The organism is Ectopseudomonas toyotomiensis (assembly GCF_017167985.1).
Taxonomy (GTDB): Bacteria; Pseudomonadota; Gammaproteobacteria; order Pseudomonadales; family Pseudomonadaceae; genus Aquipseudomonas; species Aquipseudomonas toyotomiensis.
This window is the reverse complement of record NZ_CP070505.1, coordinates 4554186-4569606: the sequence shown is the minus strand read 5'-3', so window position 1 is coordinate 4569606 and position 15421 is coordinate 4554186. Positions and strand designations below refer to the sequence as shown.

The following is a 15421-nucleotide window of genomic DNA, read 5'->3' as shown; positions in this document are numbered from 1 at the left end:
GCTTGTTCCACTACCTGACCTATCAGGCAGAAAGTTCCACCAACAACTTGTTCAGACGCTGCACGTAAGCGGCAGGATCTTTCAGGCTGTCACCAGCGGCCAACGCGGCCTGATCGAAGAGAATGTGCGACAGATCGGTGAAACGGTCCTCGTCCGGCTCGGCATCCAGACGTTCGATCAGCGGATGCGCAGGGTTGAACTCGAAGATCGGCTTGGCATCCGGAACCTTCTGCCCGCTGGCCTCGAGAATCTGGCGCATCTGCAGACCGAGATCCTGCTCACCGATGGCGAGAATCGCCGGCGAGTCGGTCAGTCGATGAGACACGCGAACCTCGGCGACCTGCTCGCCCAGGGCACCCTTGAGGCGTTCGATCAACCCCTCCTTGGCCTTGGCGACTTCTTCCTGGGCCTTCTTGTCCTCTTCCGAGTCCAGCTCACCCAGATCCAGGTCACCACGGGCCACGTCGACGAACTGCTTGCCGTCGAACTCGGTCAGGTAGCTCATCAGCCACTCATCGATACGATCGGTGAGCAGCAGCACTTCGATGCCCTTCTTGCGGAAGACTTCCAGGTGCGGGCTGTTCTTGATCTGCGCGTAGCTTTCACCAGTGAGGAAGTAGATCTTGTCCTGACCTTCCTTGATGCGGCCCAGGTAGTCAGCCAGCGAAACCGATTGCTCGTCGCCTTCGCCAGCGGTGGAGGCGAAACGCAACAGGCCGGCGATCTTTTCCTTGTTGGCGAAGTCTTCTGCCGGGCCTTCCTTGAGCACCTGGCCAAAGGCCTTCCAGAAGGTCTTGTAGTCGTCCGGCTTGTCCTTGGCTAGCTTCTCCAGCATGTCCAGCACGCGCTTGGTCAGTGCCGACTTCATCGAGTCGATGACCGGGCCGGACTGCAGGATCTCGCGGGAAACGTTCAGCGACAGGTCGTTGGAGTCGACCACACCTTTGATGAAGCGCAGGTACAACGGCAGGAACTGATCGGCCTGATCCATGATGAATACGCGCTGCACGTAGAGCTTGAGGCCCTTGGGCGCTTCGCGGTGGTACAGGTCGAACGGCGCACGCCCCGGTACGTAGAGCAGCGAGGTGTACTCCAGCTTGCCTTCGACCTTGTTGTGGCTCCAGCTCAGCGGGTTCTCGAAGTCATGGCCGACGTGCTTGTAGAACTCCTGGTACTCCTCGTCCTTGATCTCGGTACGCGGACGGGTCCACAGGGCGCTGGCGCGGTTGACGGTTTCCCACTCGACTTCGGCCGGCTTGTCTTCACCGTGATGCTCCTTCGGCAACTCGATGGGCAGCGCGATATGGTCGGAGTACTTCTTGACGATGTTGCGCAGGCGCCAGCCATCGGCGAACTCCTCTTCACCGCTCTTCAGATGCAGAACGATGCGGGTACCACGCTCGGCTTTCTCGACGGTGGCGACTTCGAACTCGCCTTCACCTTTGGATGACCAATGCACGCCTTCGCTGGCCGGGCTACCGGCACGGCGGCTGAACACTTCGACCTCGTCGGCGACGATGAAGGCCGAATAGAAGCCCACACCGAACTGGCCGATCAGGTGCGAATCCTTCTTCTGATCGCCGGAGAGATTTTTCAGGAAGTCGGCAGTGCCGGACTTGGCGATGGTGCCCAGGTGCGCAATGACCTCCTCGCGGCTCATACCGATGCCGTTGTCTTCGAGGGTGACGGTCTTGGCATCCTTGTCGAACGACAGGCGGATCTTCAGTTCGGCGCCACCTTCGAGCAGCTCCGGCTTGGCCAGCGCTTCGAAACGCAGCTTGTCAGCGGCGTCGGAAGCGTTGGAGATCAACTCGCGCAGGAAGATTTCCTTGTTCGAGTACAGGGAATGGATCATCAGGTGAAGCAGTTGCTTCACCTCGGTCTGGAAGCCCAGGGTTTCTTTTTGAGTTTCCACACTCATGGTCTGCTAACTCCATCTGTAGGACAGGAACCGCTATGGGGTACCTCTAAAAACTACCTGCGTTGCCATCGCTGCGTTAAAAACAGGCTCGTGCGCGAGTCCGATCAAAATGCTCATTTACAACTCGTAAGCTCCGCTTTTTCGCCTGTTTTTGCCTTGCGCTGGCTGCCTCGCCTACGTTTTTAGAAGCCCCCATGCGGCGATGACCTACAGATGGGGCCAGCAAGATAGATTTCAAGGGCTTAGCAGAAAACCGTTGCTACGGCTCCAGCAGTTCCAGGCGACCGATTTCTTCCGGTTTGAAACTGAAGCTGGCCTGGCCGCCGCCACTGCCCATCTGTTGACTGAGGCGAATGCTGCCATCGTCATCGACACCGACGAAACGCCCCTCCACCGTGCCGCCACTGGCGCGGCTCAGGCGCATGCTGAGGTTGCGGTACTGCTCCGGGTTGCGCTGCAAGCGCGCCAGGCTGAAACGCTGACGTCGGTCGACCGGACGACTCAGGCGCTCCTCGACGGCAGTCGCTTCAATTTGTTGTGTCGGTTGCTTGGCCGCAACGGAGGGCAATGCCGGGAAGCGATCGCCCTCCACCATCCAGCCTTGCTCAGAGCGCTTGTGCAAACGAATTGGCAAGCGCTCGTTACGCCCGTCGATCTGCGCGTCAACCTGCAATTCCAGGGTATCGCCCTCGAAGGTGAACACCGGCAGTTTCAACTCGCGCACGTCGCGCGTAGCGAAACGTCGTTGCAGATAGTCCTGCAGGAGATGGGCGATGGTGTCATTCGAGTCGTACCGGGTATCGACTTTACCATCCACATAGCGCAGGCGATCACGGTATAGCTCGACCCGACCACTCAGACTGGTCTTGAAGCGTGGCGGCATGACCAGATGGAAATCACCGACCAGTCGATTCGGTTCCTGCGGTTGCAGGTCCAGATGCAGGGTGTAGCCACGGCTCAGGCGACGCGCCTCGGGCAGGTCCTGCTCCGGTAACAGCCAGCTGAGCTCGACCTCTGGCAGGTTACCGCTGTCCTGGGGTAGCACGTCGATACGTACAGGACCCTCGACTGGCTGCGGCAGGCGGATACTCAGTTCGCGCAGGGCGAAGAAATCCAGGCCCTCGCGCAGCACCAACACACCATCGATCAGTTCACCCTGCTGCGGGCGAAATGGCTGGCCGTTTAGCTCACCGTCCAGATTGATGGCCAGCTCTGCCGGCACCTGCACCTCGGGCTTCAACCAGTCCAGACGGACGATCGCCGCCAGACGCTCGGCATCCTTGCTGGCCAGTAAGGTCAAGCCCACCACCAGCGGGATGACGCCAAGCCCGATGAGAGTGACCGCGCTACGCGCTCGCCGCCAGTGGCGCATGATGTAGATCAAGGTGATCGGTGGGATCAGACTGCCCCAGCCCCACAACAGGCTAGTGGCGAACGCCCGCATGACCAGCCATACCAGACCGGCGAGCATCAGCACCAGGCCACCAATTATCAGCAACGCATCCATCTACAGGGTCCTTGTCATGATTTCGCTGCGCTGCCGATCCGCTCCAATTGCCGGGCAAGTCTCAACGACTCAGGGCTCATCGACCTTGAAGTGGGCACGGGCGGTGGCAATCGGTTCGGTTTGTTTGGTCTGCCAGGCGGTGATCGCCACGTTGGCCACCCGACGCCCCTGCCGCCAGACCTGGCACTGCGCATAGGTGTCACGATAATGGCCGGCGCGCAGGTAATCTATCGAGAAGTCGATGATTTTGGGCAAATGTGGAATGCCCATGAACATCAATAGATGAAGCATGGCTGCATGCTCCATGAAACCGGCGATTACGCCGCCATGCAGCGCCGGTAGTACCGGGTTACCGATACAGTCGCGGTTGGCTGGCAGACGAAAGACCATGTCGTCGCCCAGACGCAGGCATTCGATGCCCAGCAGCTTGGCGTAGGGGATCAGATTGATCAGCGGGTCATAATCGTTCTGCTGGTGCGCACGCGCTACCAGTTGCTCCAGACTCAGCTCGCTCATGCACCACCGCCTTGCTGGATGTTGCGCTTCAGCTCACCGCCGCCCTGTATCGACTTGCCCATGCGCATGAAGGCGCCGACCACGTGGGCGATCGGCTGCTCGGGGTCGTCCTGATAGGCATAGCCGCGCGTGAAGATAATGTTGGGCGTGACCCGATAACACTCGGCGAAGCCAAAGACGTCCTTGCCGGGCTCGGCCGGGTGCATGTAATCGATGCGCAAATCCAGGGTCGGGCATATTTCGAACTCCGGCAGCACGCACACCGTGGAGATACCGCAGGTGGTGTCCATCAGCGTGGTAATGGCGCCACCGTGGATCACACCGGTGTCCGGGTTACCGACGATGTGCAGGCTGTAGGGAAGGCGCAGGGTCAGGCCCTCGGCGCTGGCCTCATGCACCTGCATGCCAAGCACCTGGCAGTGGCGCAAGGCCGATAGAAAGCGCTGGGCGCGCTCCAGAACTGGGGAACTGATCATCCTCGTAACTCGTGATGGCGATGCAAGGTCGCGCATGGTAGCGCCAGGCAGCAGACGCGGCACGGCTTGCCGAACACAATGACAGTGAACTTATGACGCGCTGCTCTTTCGAAAAAATGTACTGGCATTTTTCCAAGGAGAACAACATGCAGAAAACACTCGCTTATGCCGTCATGCTGGCCGCCACGCTGGGTCTCGCCGCGTGCGACAAGCCCTCCGAGAATGCCGCCGAAGATGCCCGCGAAGCGCAGTCCGAGGCGCAAGAGTCGATGAACGAAGCGGCCGAGGAGCGCAACGAAGCGGCTCAGGAACGTGCCGAGGAGCAGCGCCAACAAACTCCGGAGCCGATGCCAGCCCCCGAAAACGAATCGGAACAGCCGGCTACTCCCTCTACCGCACCGGCCGAACCAGCCAATCAGTAATCCGCCCTGTTTCACCGCCAAGCCCGTGCCCCTTGCACGGGCTTGGTTTTTTCAGCGCTTCGGAACTTCGCTTCGCTTGTTCGCTCCAAGTTGCACGGATGACGCCACACGCCATCATCCGCATCACACATGGAGATGTAACCGTGCAAAAACCATTTACCTATGCCCTGCTGCTCGCGGCCATGCTAGGCCTGGCGGCCTGTGAACAATCCCCTGAAGACAAGATGGAGTCCGCCAAAGAGTCCGTTTCCGAAGCGGCCGAGTCCATGGGTGAAGCGGCCGAACAAGCCGGTGAAGCCATCGAACAGAAAACCGATGAAGTGATGGGCACCGAACCCACCACAGGTGAGAAGATCGAGGATGCGGCCGACGACGCTGCCGATGCGATCGACAATGCCGGTGACGAGATCGGTGACGCGGTCGAAGGCCGATAAGCCCCTTCGCTGGAATGACAAGGCCCGCTCGAAGCGGGCCTTGTCGTTTCTGCCAGCGCCGTTTACAGCGCCGGGCTGATCATCAGTAGCAGGCTACAAGCCAGGCCCACCACCCATACCAGACTGCGCTGCCAGTGCAGATCCCACCAATAGAACAGCAGATACAGCACCCGGCTGACGACGAAGGTGACGGCCAGCATATCGATCAGAAAGCCGTAGGTCTGCGTAGTGTGCGCCATCAGCACACCTGCCGCGAACAGCGGGAAGGCCTCGATACTATTCAAATGCGCCGCCAGAGCACGCGCGCCGAACCCCGTCAGACGCGCCTGCTGGGCACGCGGGTGATGGTTGTCATAACGACCACCGCCCTCCTCGGCCATGGCCTTGGCCACCGGGGCCTTGGCGATGAAGATCAACAAGGCGCTGATGAAGACACACCAGAACGGCAGGCTCATTCACTCTTCTCCTTGGCCACCTCGGCGGCCGGCGTTGGGGTATACACCATCACTTCCAGCACATCCGAATGGAACTCGCGGCGATACAGCACCACGACCACGCCGGCAGTCACCAGCATGAAGAACCAGGGGTTGATGAACCACGCCAGGGTTGCCATACCGAAATAGTAGGCGCGCAAACCGAAGTTGAACTGGTTGGCCGCCATCGAGATAACCCGTGCTGTGCGCTCTGCGAAAGCCTTGCGCTCCTGCTCGGTGACATGCCGCTCACCCACCATCGGCGCCGACCCCACCAGCACCGCTGCAAAATTGTACTGGCGCATGCACCAGCTGAAGGTGAAGAAGGCATAGACGAAGATGATGCCCAGGCACAGCAACTTGATCTCGGATAGCCCACGACTGGCCTGCTGCACGAAAGGTATGTCGGCCAGCAGCGACAGCGCGCGGTCGGAGGCGCCTAGCACGGTGAGGATACCGGCCAGGATAATCAGCGTGCTGGAGGCGAAGAACGAGGCATTGCGCTCGAGGTTACCGATCACGTTGGCGTCGGCAATGCGGTTGTCACGCAGCAGCATGCGGCGCATCCAGTCTTCACGGTACAGATGCAGGACGCTGGCCAGACAGGGGGTGGTTCGCGCCTTCGAGGAGGCATAGCGGGTGTAGCCGCCCCAGCACAGAACGAACCACAGTGCGGCCAGAAAATGAGGCAGGTACGGATAGCTGTTGAGCATGCCAACTCCTTGTAAGACTGCTGCGGATTATAGCCAGGCTGCCTGTTTTCTTGTTCGACAAAAAAGGCCGCCTCGTGGGCAGCCTTGTTTTGTTTCGAGGGTCTGTTACGCAGTGGTAGCGCTCTGACGCAGACCCAGAAGGCGGTCGAGCGCCACCACCAGAACCAGCGTCACCGCAACCGGCAGCAGCCAGCCCAGGCTTTGACCGGCCAGAGGCAGTTGCCCGAACCAGGCTGGAACCTTGTCGGCCCAGGGGGTCGCGGCAACACCGTCGGCAACGCCGAAAATCAGCGTAACAGCCATCACCGGCACGAACACCAGCGCCTGGGAAACCCACAGCCGGTTGGCCAGACTCAGGGCGACCAGCACGATAGCCAGCGGATACAGGCCCACCAGAACCGGAATCGAAAAGCTGATCAGTTGAGTCAGGCCCTGATTGGCCACCACCAGGCTGAACATGCCGAACAGAATCACCACGCTGCGGTAGGAAACCGGCAGCAATTTACTGAAGAACTCGCCACAGGCCGTCAACAGGCCAACCGCGGTGGTTAGACAGGCCAGCGTGATGACAACAGCCAGCAGCAGGCTGCCGGTAGTGCCGAAGGTGTGCTGCACGTAGGTAGTCAGCACCTGCACGCCATTTTGCGCATCACCCGCAATCCCCTGGCTAGTAGCGCCGAGATAGAACAGCGCCAGATACACCAGCGACAGACCGATGGCCGCGATAACGCCGGCGATTACCGAATAACGGGTTACCAGGCCTGCATCACCGACACCGCGGTCGCGAATGGCGCTGGCGATCACGATGCCAAACACCAGCGCGCCAAGGGTATCCATGGTCAGGTAGCCCTGCAGGAAGCCCTGCACCAGCGGCGCCTCGCGGTAGCTCTCGGCTACCACGCCAATCTCGCCAGCCGGCGCGAACAACGCAGCGCCGCCCAGCACCAGCAGCGCTGCCAGTAATACCGGCGTGATGAATTTACCGATACGGTCGACCAGTTGGCCGGGATTGAGCGAGAGGAACAGCACGGCCGCGAAATACACCAGGGTATAGATCAGCAGTGGCGCACCTTCGTTACCGGTGAACGGCGCAATGCCCATCTCAAAGGACACCACGGCGGTACGCGGCGTGGCGAACAGCGGACCGATAGCCAGGTAAACCGCTACCGCGAGGATTGCACCTGCCACCTTACCCAGGGGAGCGGTGAGCAGATCCATACCGCCGCCTACTCGGGCCAGGGCCACCACCGTCAAAAGCGGCAAGCCGACACCGGTCAGCAGGAAGCCGAGCGCTGCGGGAAGCAGGTTCTCCCCGGCGGCAAGACCAGCACTGGGCGGGAAGATGATATTGCCTGCGCCGAGAAATAACGCAAATGTCATGAAGCCGAGGGCCAGGAGGTCCGAGCCTTTCAAACGAGTCATAAAGGGAAATACCACAAGCAGGAAATCGAAGAGTTGCGGGGGTTTCCTTGAGGGATCGGGAAACGTCGCCCGAGCGTTTGGCTCGAACCACTGCAGGCATCGCCAGGCGCTTGTGGCGCCACGGACACGATAAGGCGCGCATACTAACGAAAAGCGCCCGTCAGCAGCACAGTTGGCGGACGAGCTGTCGAACTGGCGTAACTGACTGTCGCATCGGCAAAAGTTATGGAAAATCTGACCGCCACACTTCCGTCCCCTACCTGGACCGCCCCCGCCCTTACAGGACTCGGCAGCTCGCTCGCAGCGCAAGAGAAACCGAGAAATGAAAAAGGCCGCGAAAGCGGCCTTTGTCGATGAGCATCAGCCTTATTCGGCCAGGCGCCAGGTAGTGCCGCCCTTGCCGTCTTCCAGCACCACGCCCATGGCAGTGAGCTGGTCGCGGATACGGTCGCTTTCCGCCCAGTTCTTGTCGGCACGGGCCTGCAGGCGCGCGGCGATCAACGCTTCGACCTCGGCGGCATCCACCTTGCCGGCAGCACCGGCCTGGAGGAAGGCTTCCGGCTCCAGTTGCAGCACACCGAGCACGCTGGCCAGTTGCTTGAGCTGGGCAGCCAGGCCGGCAGCAGCCTGCACATCAGATTCGCGCAGACGATTGACCTCACGAATCATCTCGAACAGCACCGCGCAGGCTTCCGGCGAGTTGAAATCGTCGTCCATCGCTGCGCCGAAACGCTCGACGAAGTCCTCGCCACCGGCTCGCGCGGCTTCCGGCAGGCCTTTCAGGCCATTGTAGAAGCGCTCCAGAGCGCCCTTGGCTTCCTTGAGGCTCTCTTCCGAGTAGTTGATCGGGCTGCGGTAGTGGCTGGACACCAGCAGGTAGCGCACCACCTCCGGGTGGTACTTCTCCAACACCTCACGGATGGTGAAGAAGTTGCCCAGGCTCTTGGACATCTTCTCGCCATCCACGCGCACCGCGCCGGCATGCATCCAGGCATTGGCGTACTGCTTGCCGGTGGCTGCCTCGCTCTGCGCGATCTCGTTCTCGTGGTGCGGGAACACCAGATCCGGGCCGCCGCCGTGTATGTCGAAGGTCTCACCGAGGCAGCAGGTGGACATCACCGAGCACTCGATATGCCAGCCCGGGCGGCCCTTGCCCCAGGGCGAATCCCAGCTCGGTTCACCCGGCTTGGCAGCTTTCCACAGCACGAAGTCCAGCGGGTCTTCCTTGATCTCGTCGACCTCGATGCGTGCGCCGATCTTCAGCTCGTCGATCTTGCGGCGCGACAGCTTGCCGTAGGTCTCGAACTTGGTGACGCGGTAGTACACGTCGCCATTGCCCGGGGCGTAGGCGAAGCCCTTGTCGATCAGGGTCTGGATCATCTGGTGCATGCCGGCGATATGGCCGGTGGCACGCGGCTCGATGTCCGGGCGCAGCACGTTCAGGCGCGCCTCGTCCTCGTGCATCGCCGCAATCATGCGCTCGACCAGCGCCTCGAACGGCTCGCCGTTCTCGTTGGCACGCTTGATGATCTTGTCGTCGATGTCGGTAATGTTACGAACGTAGGTCACGTCATAGCCGCGCTGGCGCAGCCAGCGGGTGACCACGTCGAAGGCGACCATGACACGGGCATGACCGATATGGCAGAAGTCATAGACAGTCATGCCGCACACGTACATACGTACGTTATTGCCTTCCAGCGGTTTGAACGCGTCCTTGGTCTTGGTCAGGGTGTTGTAGATCGACAGTGCCATTACTGCCCCCAGGAATCGCGCAGGGTCACGGTGCGGTTGAACACCAGGGCACCGGCGGTCGAATCCTTGTCCAGGCAGAAATAGCCTTCGCGCTCGAACTGGAAGCGGTCATCAGCACTCGCCTGGGCCAGCGATGGCTCGGCGCGGCAGCCGGTGAGCACCACCAGCGACTCGGGGTTGATGTTGTCAAGGAAGCTGCCGCCCTCTTCGCTCTTCTCCGGGTTGGCCGAGCGGAACAGGCGGTCGTACAGACGCACTTCGCATTCGACGCTTTCGGCGACCGGCACCCAGTGGATCACGCCCTTGACCTTGCGGCCTTCCGGGTTCTTGCCCAGGGTGTTCTCGTCATAGGAGCAGCGCAGCTCAACGATGTTACCGGCGGCGTCCTTGATGGCTTCGTCGGCGCGAATCACGTAGCTGCCACGCAGGCGCACTTCGCCACCAGGGATCAGGCGCTTGAAGCCGTCCGGCGGGGTTTCCTCGAAATCGCTGGCGTCGATGTAGATCTCGCGGGAGAAGGGCAGCACGCGCACGCCCATATCCTGCTTGGGATGACGCGGCAGTTCGAGATTCTCGACCTGGCCCTCGGGATAATTGGTGATCACCACTTTCAGCGGCTTGAGCACGCACATCGCGCGAGCGGCATTGGCATCCAGATCATCGCGGATGGCGAACTCGAGCATGCCGATATCCACCAGGCCTCCGGCGCGGTTGACGCCGATCATGTCGCAGAAGGCGCGGATCGAGGCCGGCGTATAGCCACGACGACGGTAGCCGGACAGCGTCGACATGCGCGGATCGTCCCAACCATTGACGTGACCTTCGTCGACCAACTGCTTGAGCTTGCGCTTGCTGGTAATGGTGTAGTTCAGGTTCAGGCGGGCGAATTCGTACTGACGCGGCTGCGCCGGCACCGACAGGTTGGCCAGGAACCACTCGTACAGCGGGCGGTGATCCTCGAACTCCAAAGTGCAGATGGAGTGGGTGATGCCCTCGATGGCGTCCGACTGACCGTGGGTAAAGTCGTAGCTCGGGTAGATGCACCACTTGTCACCGGTCTGGTGGTGATGGGCATGGCGAATGCGATAGAGGATCGGGTCGCGCAGGTTGATGTTCGGCGAGGCCATGTCGATCTTGGCGCGCAGCGAACGGGCACCATCGGGGAACTCACCGGCCTTCATGCGGGCGAACAGGTCGAGGTTTTCGTCGACAGAGCGGTCACGGAACGGGCTGTTCTTACCGGGCTCGTTCAGGCTGCCACGGTATTCGCGCATCTCTTCGGCATTGAGGTCACAGACGAAGGCCTTGCCAGCCTTGATCAGCTCGATGGCCCAGGCATGCAGTTGATCGAAATAGTTGGAGGCGTAGCGCTCCTCGCCCGCCCACTTGAAGCCCAGCCACTCGACGTCGGCCTTGATCGCGTCGATGTATTCCTGGTCTTCCTTGGCCGGGTTGGTGTCGTCGAAACGCAGGTTGCACTGGCCGCCGAACTCTTCGGCCAGGCCGAAGTTCAGGCAGATGCTCTTGGCATGGCCGATGTGCAGGTAGCCGTTGGGCTCCGGCGGAAAGCGGGTCACGATCTTGGCGTGCTTGCCGCTGTCCAGATCAGCCTGGACGATGGGGCGCAGGAAGTTGGCAGCTTTTTCGACGGTAGGCTTGCTCATGGTGTCCTTAACAATACTGGCGCGACACAGGGTAGGCCGCTTCGGGCAAAGTCCGTATCATAACCAACCTGTCAAGCCCCTGACAGGGTGCACAACACCCTGACAAGCGCTGTTCACCTCAGGGCCACTGGCTCGAACCTGCCTCATCACGGATACGACCATGATCAAACTGCACACCAACCACGGCGTCATCACCCTGAACCTGTTCGCCGACAAGGCCCCGGAAACCGTGGCCAACTTCGAGCAATACGTGAAGGAAGGCCATTACGACGGCACCATTTTCCACCGCGTGATCGGCAATTTCATGATCCAGGGCGGCGGTTTCGAACCGGGCATGAAGCAGAAGCCGACCCGCGCACCGATCAAGAACGAAGCCAACAACGGCGTGGCCAACAAGGTCGGCACCATCGCCATGGCCCGCACCATGGAGCCGCATTCGGCAAGCGCGCAGTTCTTCATCAACGTCGCCGACAACGCCTTCCTCAACCACAGCGCACCGACCGTTCAGGGCTGGGGCTACGCCGTATTCGGTGAAGTGGTCGAAGGCATGGACGTGGTCGAGAAGATCAAGGGCGTCGCCACCACCATGAAATCCGGCCACCAGGACGTACCGGTGGACGACGTGATCATCGAGAAGGCCGAAGTCGTAGCCGAGTAAATCGATGATTCTGCTGATCTCCGATCTGCACCTCGAAGAGAAACGCCCGGATATCACCCGGGCGTTTCTGCTTTTTCTCGCCACCCGCGCGCGCCAGGCCGAGGCGCTGTACATCCTCGGCGACTTCTTCGAAGTCTGGATCGGCGACGATGGCATGACGCCCTTCCAGCACGAAATAGCCCGCGCCCTGCGCGAGCTGAGTGATGCCGGCACACGCATCTATCTGATGCACGGTAATCGCGACTTTCTCATCGGCAAGCGCTTCTGTCGTGAGGCCGGCTGCGCCCTGCTGAGTGACCCGCACAAGGTGCAGATAAATGGCGAGCCGGTGCTGCTAATGCACGGCGACAGCCTGTGCACCCTCGATGTCGGCTATATGAAGCTGCGCCGCTGGCTGCGCAATCCGCTATCGCTGCTGATCCTGCGCAGCCTGCCACTGAGCACGCGACAGAAGCTGGCGCGCAAGCTGCGCAACGAAAGCCGTGCACAGACGCGAATGAAAGCCAGCGAAATTGTCGACGTCACGCCAGAGGAAGTGGTCAAGGTGATGGCCGCGCATGACGTGCGCACGCTAATCCATGGTCACACCCACAGGCCGGCGGTGCATGAGCTGGAAGTCAACGGCCAAGCGGCACGGCGCATCGTCCTGGGTGACTGGGATCGTCAGGGCTGGGCGTTGCAGGTCGACGAGACGGGCTTCAACCAGGCGCCTTTCGAGCTGACGCCAACCTGACCGTAGCCCGAATGAAATCCGGGGAAGCAACCCTCAATTTCATCCGGGCTACGACGCTGCAGGGCTTTGCTCCCCTCTCCCGGTTGCGGGAGAGGGGCTGGGGGAGAGGGCAACGGCGTAGGCTGAAGCCCCCTCTCCCGCCCTTCGGGTCATCAGATGGCCGCTTCGTGGCTGCTTTCTAATGGCACACCACTATGGAAACGAAACTGCTCATCTGGCGTAGTGATCAGTTCCTGCTCCACCGCGCGCACCACCTCGATACGCGCATCCACGTCGGCAGCATCACCATACAGATAGGCAAGCTTGAGATAACCGCGGTAGTGGCGCCCTTCGCTCTCCAGCAACCCGGCGTAGAACTTGGCCAGTTCGGCATCCAGACGCGGTACCAGGGCAGCGAAGCGTTCGCAGGAGCGCGCCTCGATGAAGGCGCCCACCACCAGCACATCCACCAGCCGCTCCACTTCACCACCGCGCAGCAGCGCACGCAGGCCGGCTGCGTAGCGCGAGGCAGAAACATGACGAACCTCGATGCCACGCCCGCGGATGATCTTGCTGACCTGCTCGAAGTGCACCAGCTCCTCACGAGCCAAACGCGACATTCTCGCGGTCAATTCGGTCTTGGTCAGGTAGCGGCCCATCAGGCTCAGGGCCGTCTGTGCCGCCTTGTATTCCAGATTGCGGTGGTCAAGCAGGAGGATTTCCTGCTGGCGCAGGGCCTCGTCCAGCCAAGCATCAGGCGTGGCGACGCCACCAAGAAACTCTAGAATTTCCTGCAGAATCGATACAGGTTCCTCACCGTTAGTCGGAATTTGCTCGGCATTTGACATCATATTTGAAGCGCTCTAGGTGCTGGCGAGGTTGAAAATGGCGGGCCATTATACGAGTGGCAGGTCGGACGACCAGCACGCCGTTGATGCAGGTCAACAAGCCGCTGGCAACGACGCACCTATAGTTGAATAAGCGCTATTCATTCTCAGGGAGACGACCATGCAAGCGATCCGTAGCATTCTGGTGGTGATGGAGCCCCAGCACCCCGAAGGCCTCGCACTGAAGCGGGCAAAACTGATAGCGGGAGTCACCCAGTCGCATCTGCACCTGCTGGTCTGCGACAAGAAAGGCGACCACAGCGCCTGGCTCAACGATCTCAGCAGCACCCTCGGCGAAGAAGGCTTCAGCGTTTCCACCCAGCAGTCCTGGCATGACAACCCGCACCAGACCATCATTGCCGTGCAGCAGGCCGAAGGCTGCGGATTGGTGATCAAGCAACATCTACCGGACAACCCACTGAAAAAGGCCCTGCTCACCCCGGAGGACTGGAAGCTGCTGCGCTACTGCCCGGGTCCGGTGCTGATGGTCAAGACCGAGCGCCCCTGGACGGGCGGCAACATCCTCGCCGCCGTGGACGTGGGCAACGCCGATGGCGAGCACCGCACCCTGCATGCAGGGATCATCAGCCATGGCTATGACATTGCCGGCCTGGCCAAAGGTATCCTGCACGTGACTACCGCGCATCCGACACCCATGCTGTCGGCAGCCGACCCGACCTTCCAGCTCAAGGAAACCATCGAGGCACGCTACCGCGAGCAGTGCCGCAGCTTCCAGGCCGAATACGACATCAGTGACGAGCGCCTGCACGTACTCGAAGGCCCGGCCGACGTGGTTATTCCACAGGTTGCCCACCGACTCGATGCGGCGGTCACGGTGATCGGCACCGTCGCGCGCACCGGGCTTTCCGGCGCGCTGATCGGCAACACGGCGGAAGTCATACTCGACGCACTGGAAAGTGACGTACTGGTGCTCAAGCCGGACGAAATCATCGCCCATCTCGAAGAACTCGTCGCCCAACGCTAGGACGTAGGGTGCGCCGTGCGCACCAGCGGTTTGACGAGGCACTGAAGCTGAAGCCGCCCCCGAAGCGGTGCGCGCAGCGCACCCTACGGGGCATAGCCTCTCATACCCGGAGCTCCAGCCCTTCGCGCAAAAACTTCGGCGCAATGTAGCGCTCGTAATGCGCCTCGGAGAGCAGGAAGAATTCCCTGTCGATGGCATCGCGCAGCTCAGGCAGCGCCCAATTGCGAAACTCGGGCAGCAACACCATGCCGTAGGCTTCCAGCTGATTGATCACCCGCGCGCCCCGCGCGATCAGCTGATAGGCCCAACAATAAGGCGACTGCTGCGGCACGAAGCGGATCTGCCGCTGCTCCAGTTGCCCGCGCAGACGCTGCTCGTCGAACACTTCCACCTTGGCAGTCATCACCTGCACCAGCAACACTTCCAGCCGCGTCCACACCGCACGCTTCTCGTCATCGTTGTAGCTGTTCCAGTTGATCACCTCATGGTGGAAGCGCTTGCAACCGCGGCACACGACATCGCCGTAAACGGTCGAACACAGCCCCACACAAGGCGTCTTGATGCGCTGATTGGACATGGCAAAACAGAATAGACAGCAGAATGGCCTGGCATCTTAGCCCTTTGTCTAATCCAGATCACCCCTGCCGACAGGCCACCGAAAACTACCTGCGTTGGCACTACTGCGTTAAAAACGGCCTCAAAATGCTCGTTTAGAACAGCTAAACTGCGCTTTTTCGACCATTTTTGCGGGACCACCATCGGTCTTGGCTTGTCTGCCAATCCTTTTTCAGCAGCCTGTCGATACAGGGACATCGGCTTAACTTTATCTGCGCTTTCCATTAGAATCGGCCCGCCTTTTACGGCGCCAATGTCCGTTGG

General features: G+C 60.8%; 16 protein-coding genes. 5 read left to right on the top strand and 11 right to left on the bottom strand.

What is annotated here, in order from left to right; genetic code table 11:
* Nucleotides 1–22: 22 nt before the first annotated feature.
* From htpG to JWV26_RS21185, 4 genes are all read right to left on the bottom strand, one after another.
* The gene (htpG, locus tag JWV26_RS21200; RefSeq protein ID WP_017677164.1) at nt 23–1921 is read right to left on the bottom strand and encodes a molecular chaperone HtpG; all 1899 of its coding nucleotides are present in this window, start codon (nt 1919–1921) and stop codon (nt 23–25) included.
* Between the two features lie 259 nt (nt 1922–2180).
* Entirely contained in the window at nt 2181–3428 is a 1248-nt protein-coding gene (locus JWV26_RS21195) for an MFS transporter (protein ID WP_072424156.1), read from the bottom strand.
* Between the two features lie 69 nt (nt 3429–3497).
* On the bottom strand, nt 3498–3944 hold the full coding sequence (locus JWV26_RS21190; protein ID WP_021489256.1) for a PaaI family thioesterase: 447 nt from the start codon (nt 3942–3944) through the stop codon (nt 3498–3500).
* Nucleotides 3941–4420 carry a PaaI family thioesterase gene (locus JWV26_RS21185; RefSeq protein ID WP_206417745.1) on the bottom strand — a complete coding sequence of 160 codons (480 nt, stop codon included), beginning with the start codon at nt 4418–4420 and terminating at the stop codon, nt 3941–3943. The genes JWV26_RS21190 and JWV26_RS21185 overlap by 4 nt, the downstream gene beginning before the upstream one ends.
* Before the next feature lie 146 nt (nt 4421–4566).
* Here JWV26_RS21185 and JWV26_RS21180 point away from each other — a divergent pair, with 146 nt between their 5' ends.
* Together JWV26_RS21180 and JWV26_RS21175 are read left to right on the top strand one after the other, a co-directional pair.
* Nucleotides 4567–4842, top strand: coding sequence for a hypothetical protein (locus JWV26_RS21180; RefSeq protein WP_074914766.1), 276 nt, complete (start codon nt 4567–4569; stop codon nt 4840–4842).
* 143 nt (nt 4843–4985) lie between these two features.
* Complete coding sequence (locus JWV26_RS21175; protein WP_013715391.1) at nt 4986–5276, top strand: hypothetical protein; 291 nt, start codon at nt 4986–4988, stop codon at nt 5274–5276.
* A 62-nt stretch (nt 5277–5338) separates the two neighbouring features.
* Here JWV26_RS21175 and JWV26_RS21170 read toward each other — a convergent pair whose 3' ends face one another.
* The 5 genes from JWV26_RS21170 to JWV26_RS21150 form a co-directional block, all read right to left on the bottom strand.
* Nucleotides 5339–5731: an MAPEG family protein gene (locus tag JWV26_RS21170; protein ID WP_072424159.1), complete on the bottom strand. Its 393-nt coding sequence runs from the start codon at nt 5729–5731 to the stop codon at nt 5339–5341.
* Entirely contained in the window at nt 5728–6462 is a 735-nt protein-coding gene (locus JWV26_RS21165) for a DUF599 domain-containing protein (protein ID WP_017677169.1), read from the bottom strand. The genes JWV26_RS21170 and JWV26_RS21165 overlap by 4 nt, the downstream gene beginning before the upstream one ends.
* Nucleotides 6463–6567: 105 nt before the next feature.
* Nucleotides 6568–7884 carry a branched-chain amino acid transport system II carrier protein gene (brnQ, locus tag JWV26_RS21160; protein WP_206417744.1) on the bottom strand — a complete coding sequence of 439 codons (1317 nt, stop codon included), beginning with the start codon at nt 7882–7884 and terminating at the stop codon, nt 6568–6570.
* A 366-nt stretch (nt 7885–8250) separates the two neighbouring features.
* Complete coding sequence (gene cysS / locus JWV26_RS21155; RefSeq protein WP_206417743.1) at nt 8251–9636, bottom strand: cysteine--tRNA ligase; 1386 nt, start codon at nt 9634–9636, stop codon at nt 8251–8253.
* On the bottom strand, nt 9636–11300 hold the full coding sequence (locus JWV26_RS21150) for a glutamine--tRNA ligase/YqeY domain fusion protein (protein WP_206417742.1): 1665 nt from the start codon (nt 11298–11300) through the stop codon (nt 9636–9638). The genes cysS and JWV26_RS21150 overlap by 1 nt, the downstream gene beginning before the upstream one ends.
* A gap of 160 nt (nt 11301–11460) precedes the next feature.
* Between JWV26_RS21150 and JWV26_RS21145 the strand changes: the two genes are divergently transcribed.
* Entirely contained in the window at nt 11461–11958 is a 498-nt protein-coding gene (locus tag JWV26_RS21145; RefSeq protein ID WP_072424163.1) for a peptidylprolyl isomerase, read from the top strand.
* Nucleotides 11959–11962: 4 nt separating this feature from the next.
* The gene (lpxH, locus tag JWV26_RS21140; protein WP_206417741.1) at nt 11963–12691 is read left to right on the top strand and encodes a UDP-2,3-diacylglucosamine diphosphatase; all 729 of its coding nucleotides are present in this window, start codon (nt 11963–11965) and stop codon (nt 12689–12691) included.
* Nucleotides 12692–12843: 152 nt separating this feature from the next.
* Here the strand turns inward: lpxH and JWV26_RS21135 are convergent, their stop codons facing one another.
* Nucleotides 12844–13521: a MiaE family protein gene (locus tag JWV26_RS21135; RefSeq protein ID WP_206417740.1), complete on the bottom strand. Its 678-nt coding sequence runs from the start codon at nt 13519–13521 to the stop codon at nt 12844–12846.
* A gap of 157 nt (nt 13522–13678) precedes the next feature.
* Here JWV26_RS21135 and JWV26_RS21130 point away from each other — a divergent pair, with 157 nt between their 5' ends.
* On the top strand, nt 13679–14542 hold the full coding sequence (locus JWV26_RS21130) for a universal stress protein (protein WP_072424166.1): 864 nt from the start codon (nt 13679–13681) through the stop codon (nt 14540–14542).
* A gap of 100 nt (nt 14543–14642) precedes the next feature.
* Here JWV26_RS21130 and JWV26_RS21125 read toward each other — a convergent pair whose 3' ends face one another.
* Nucleotides 14643–15119, bottom strand: coding sequence for a DUF1289 domain-containing protein (locus JWV26_RS21125; protein WP_021489264.1), 477 nt, complete (start codon nt 15117–15119; stop codon nt 14643–14645).
* Nucleotides 15120–15421: the final 302 nt, after the last annotated feature.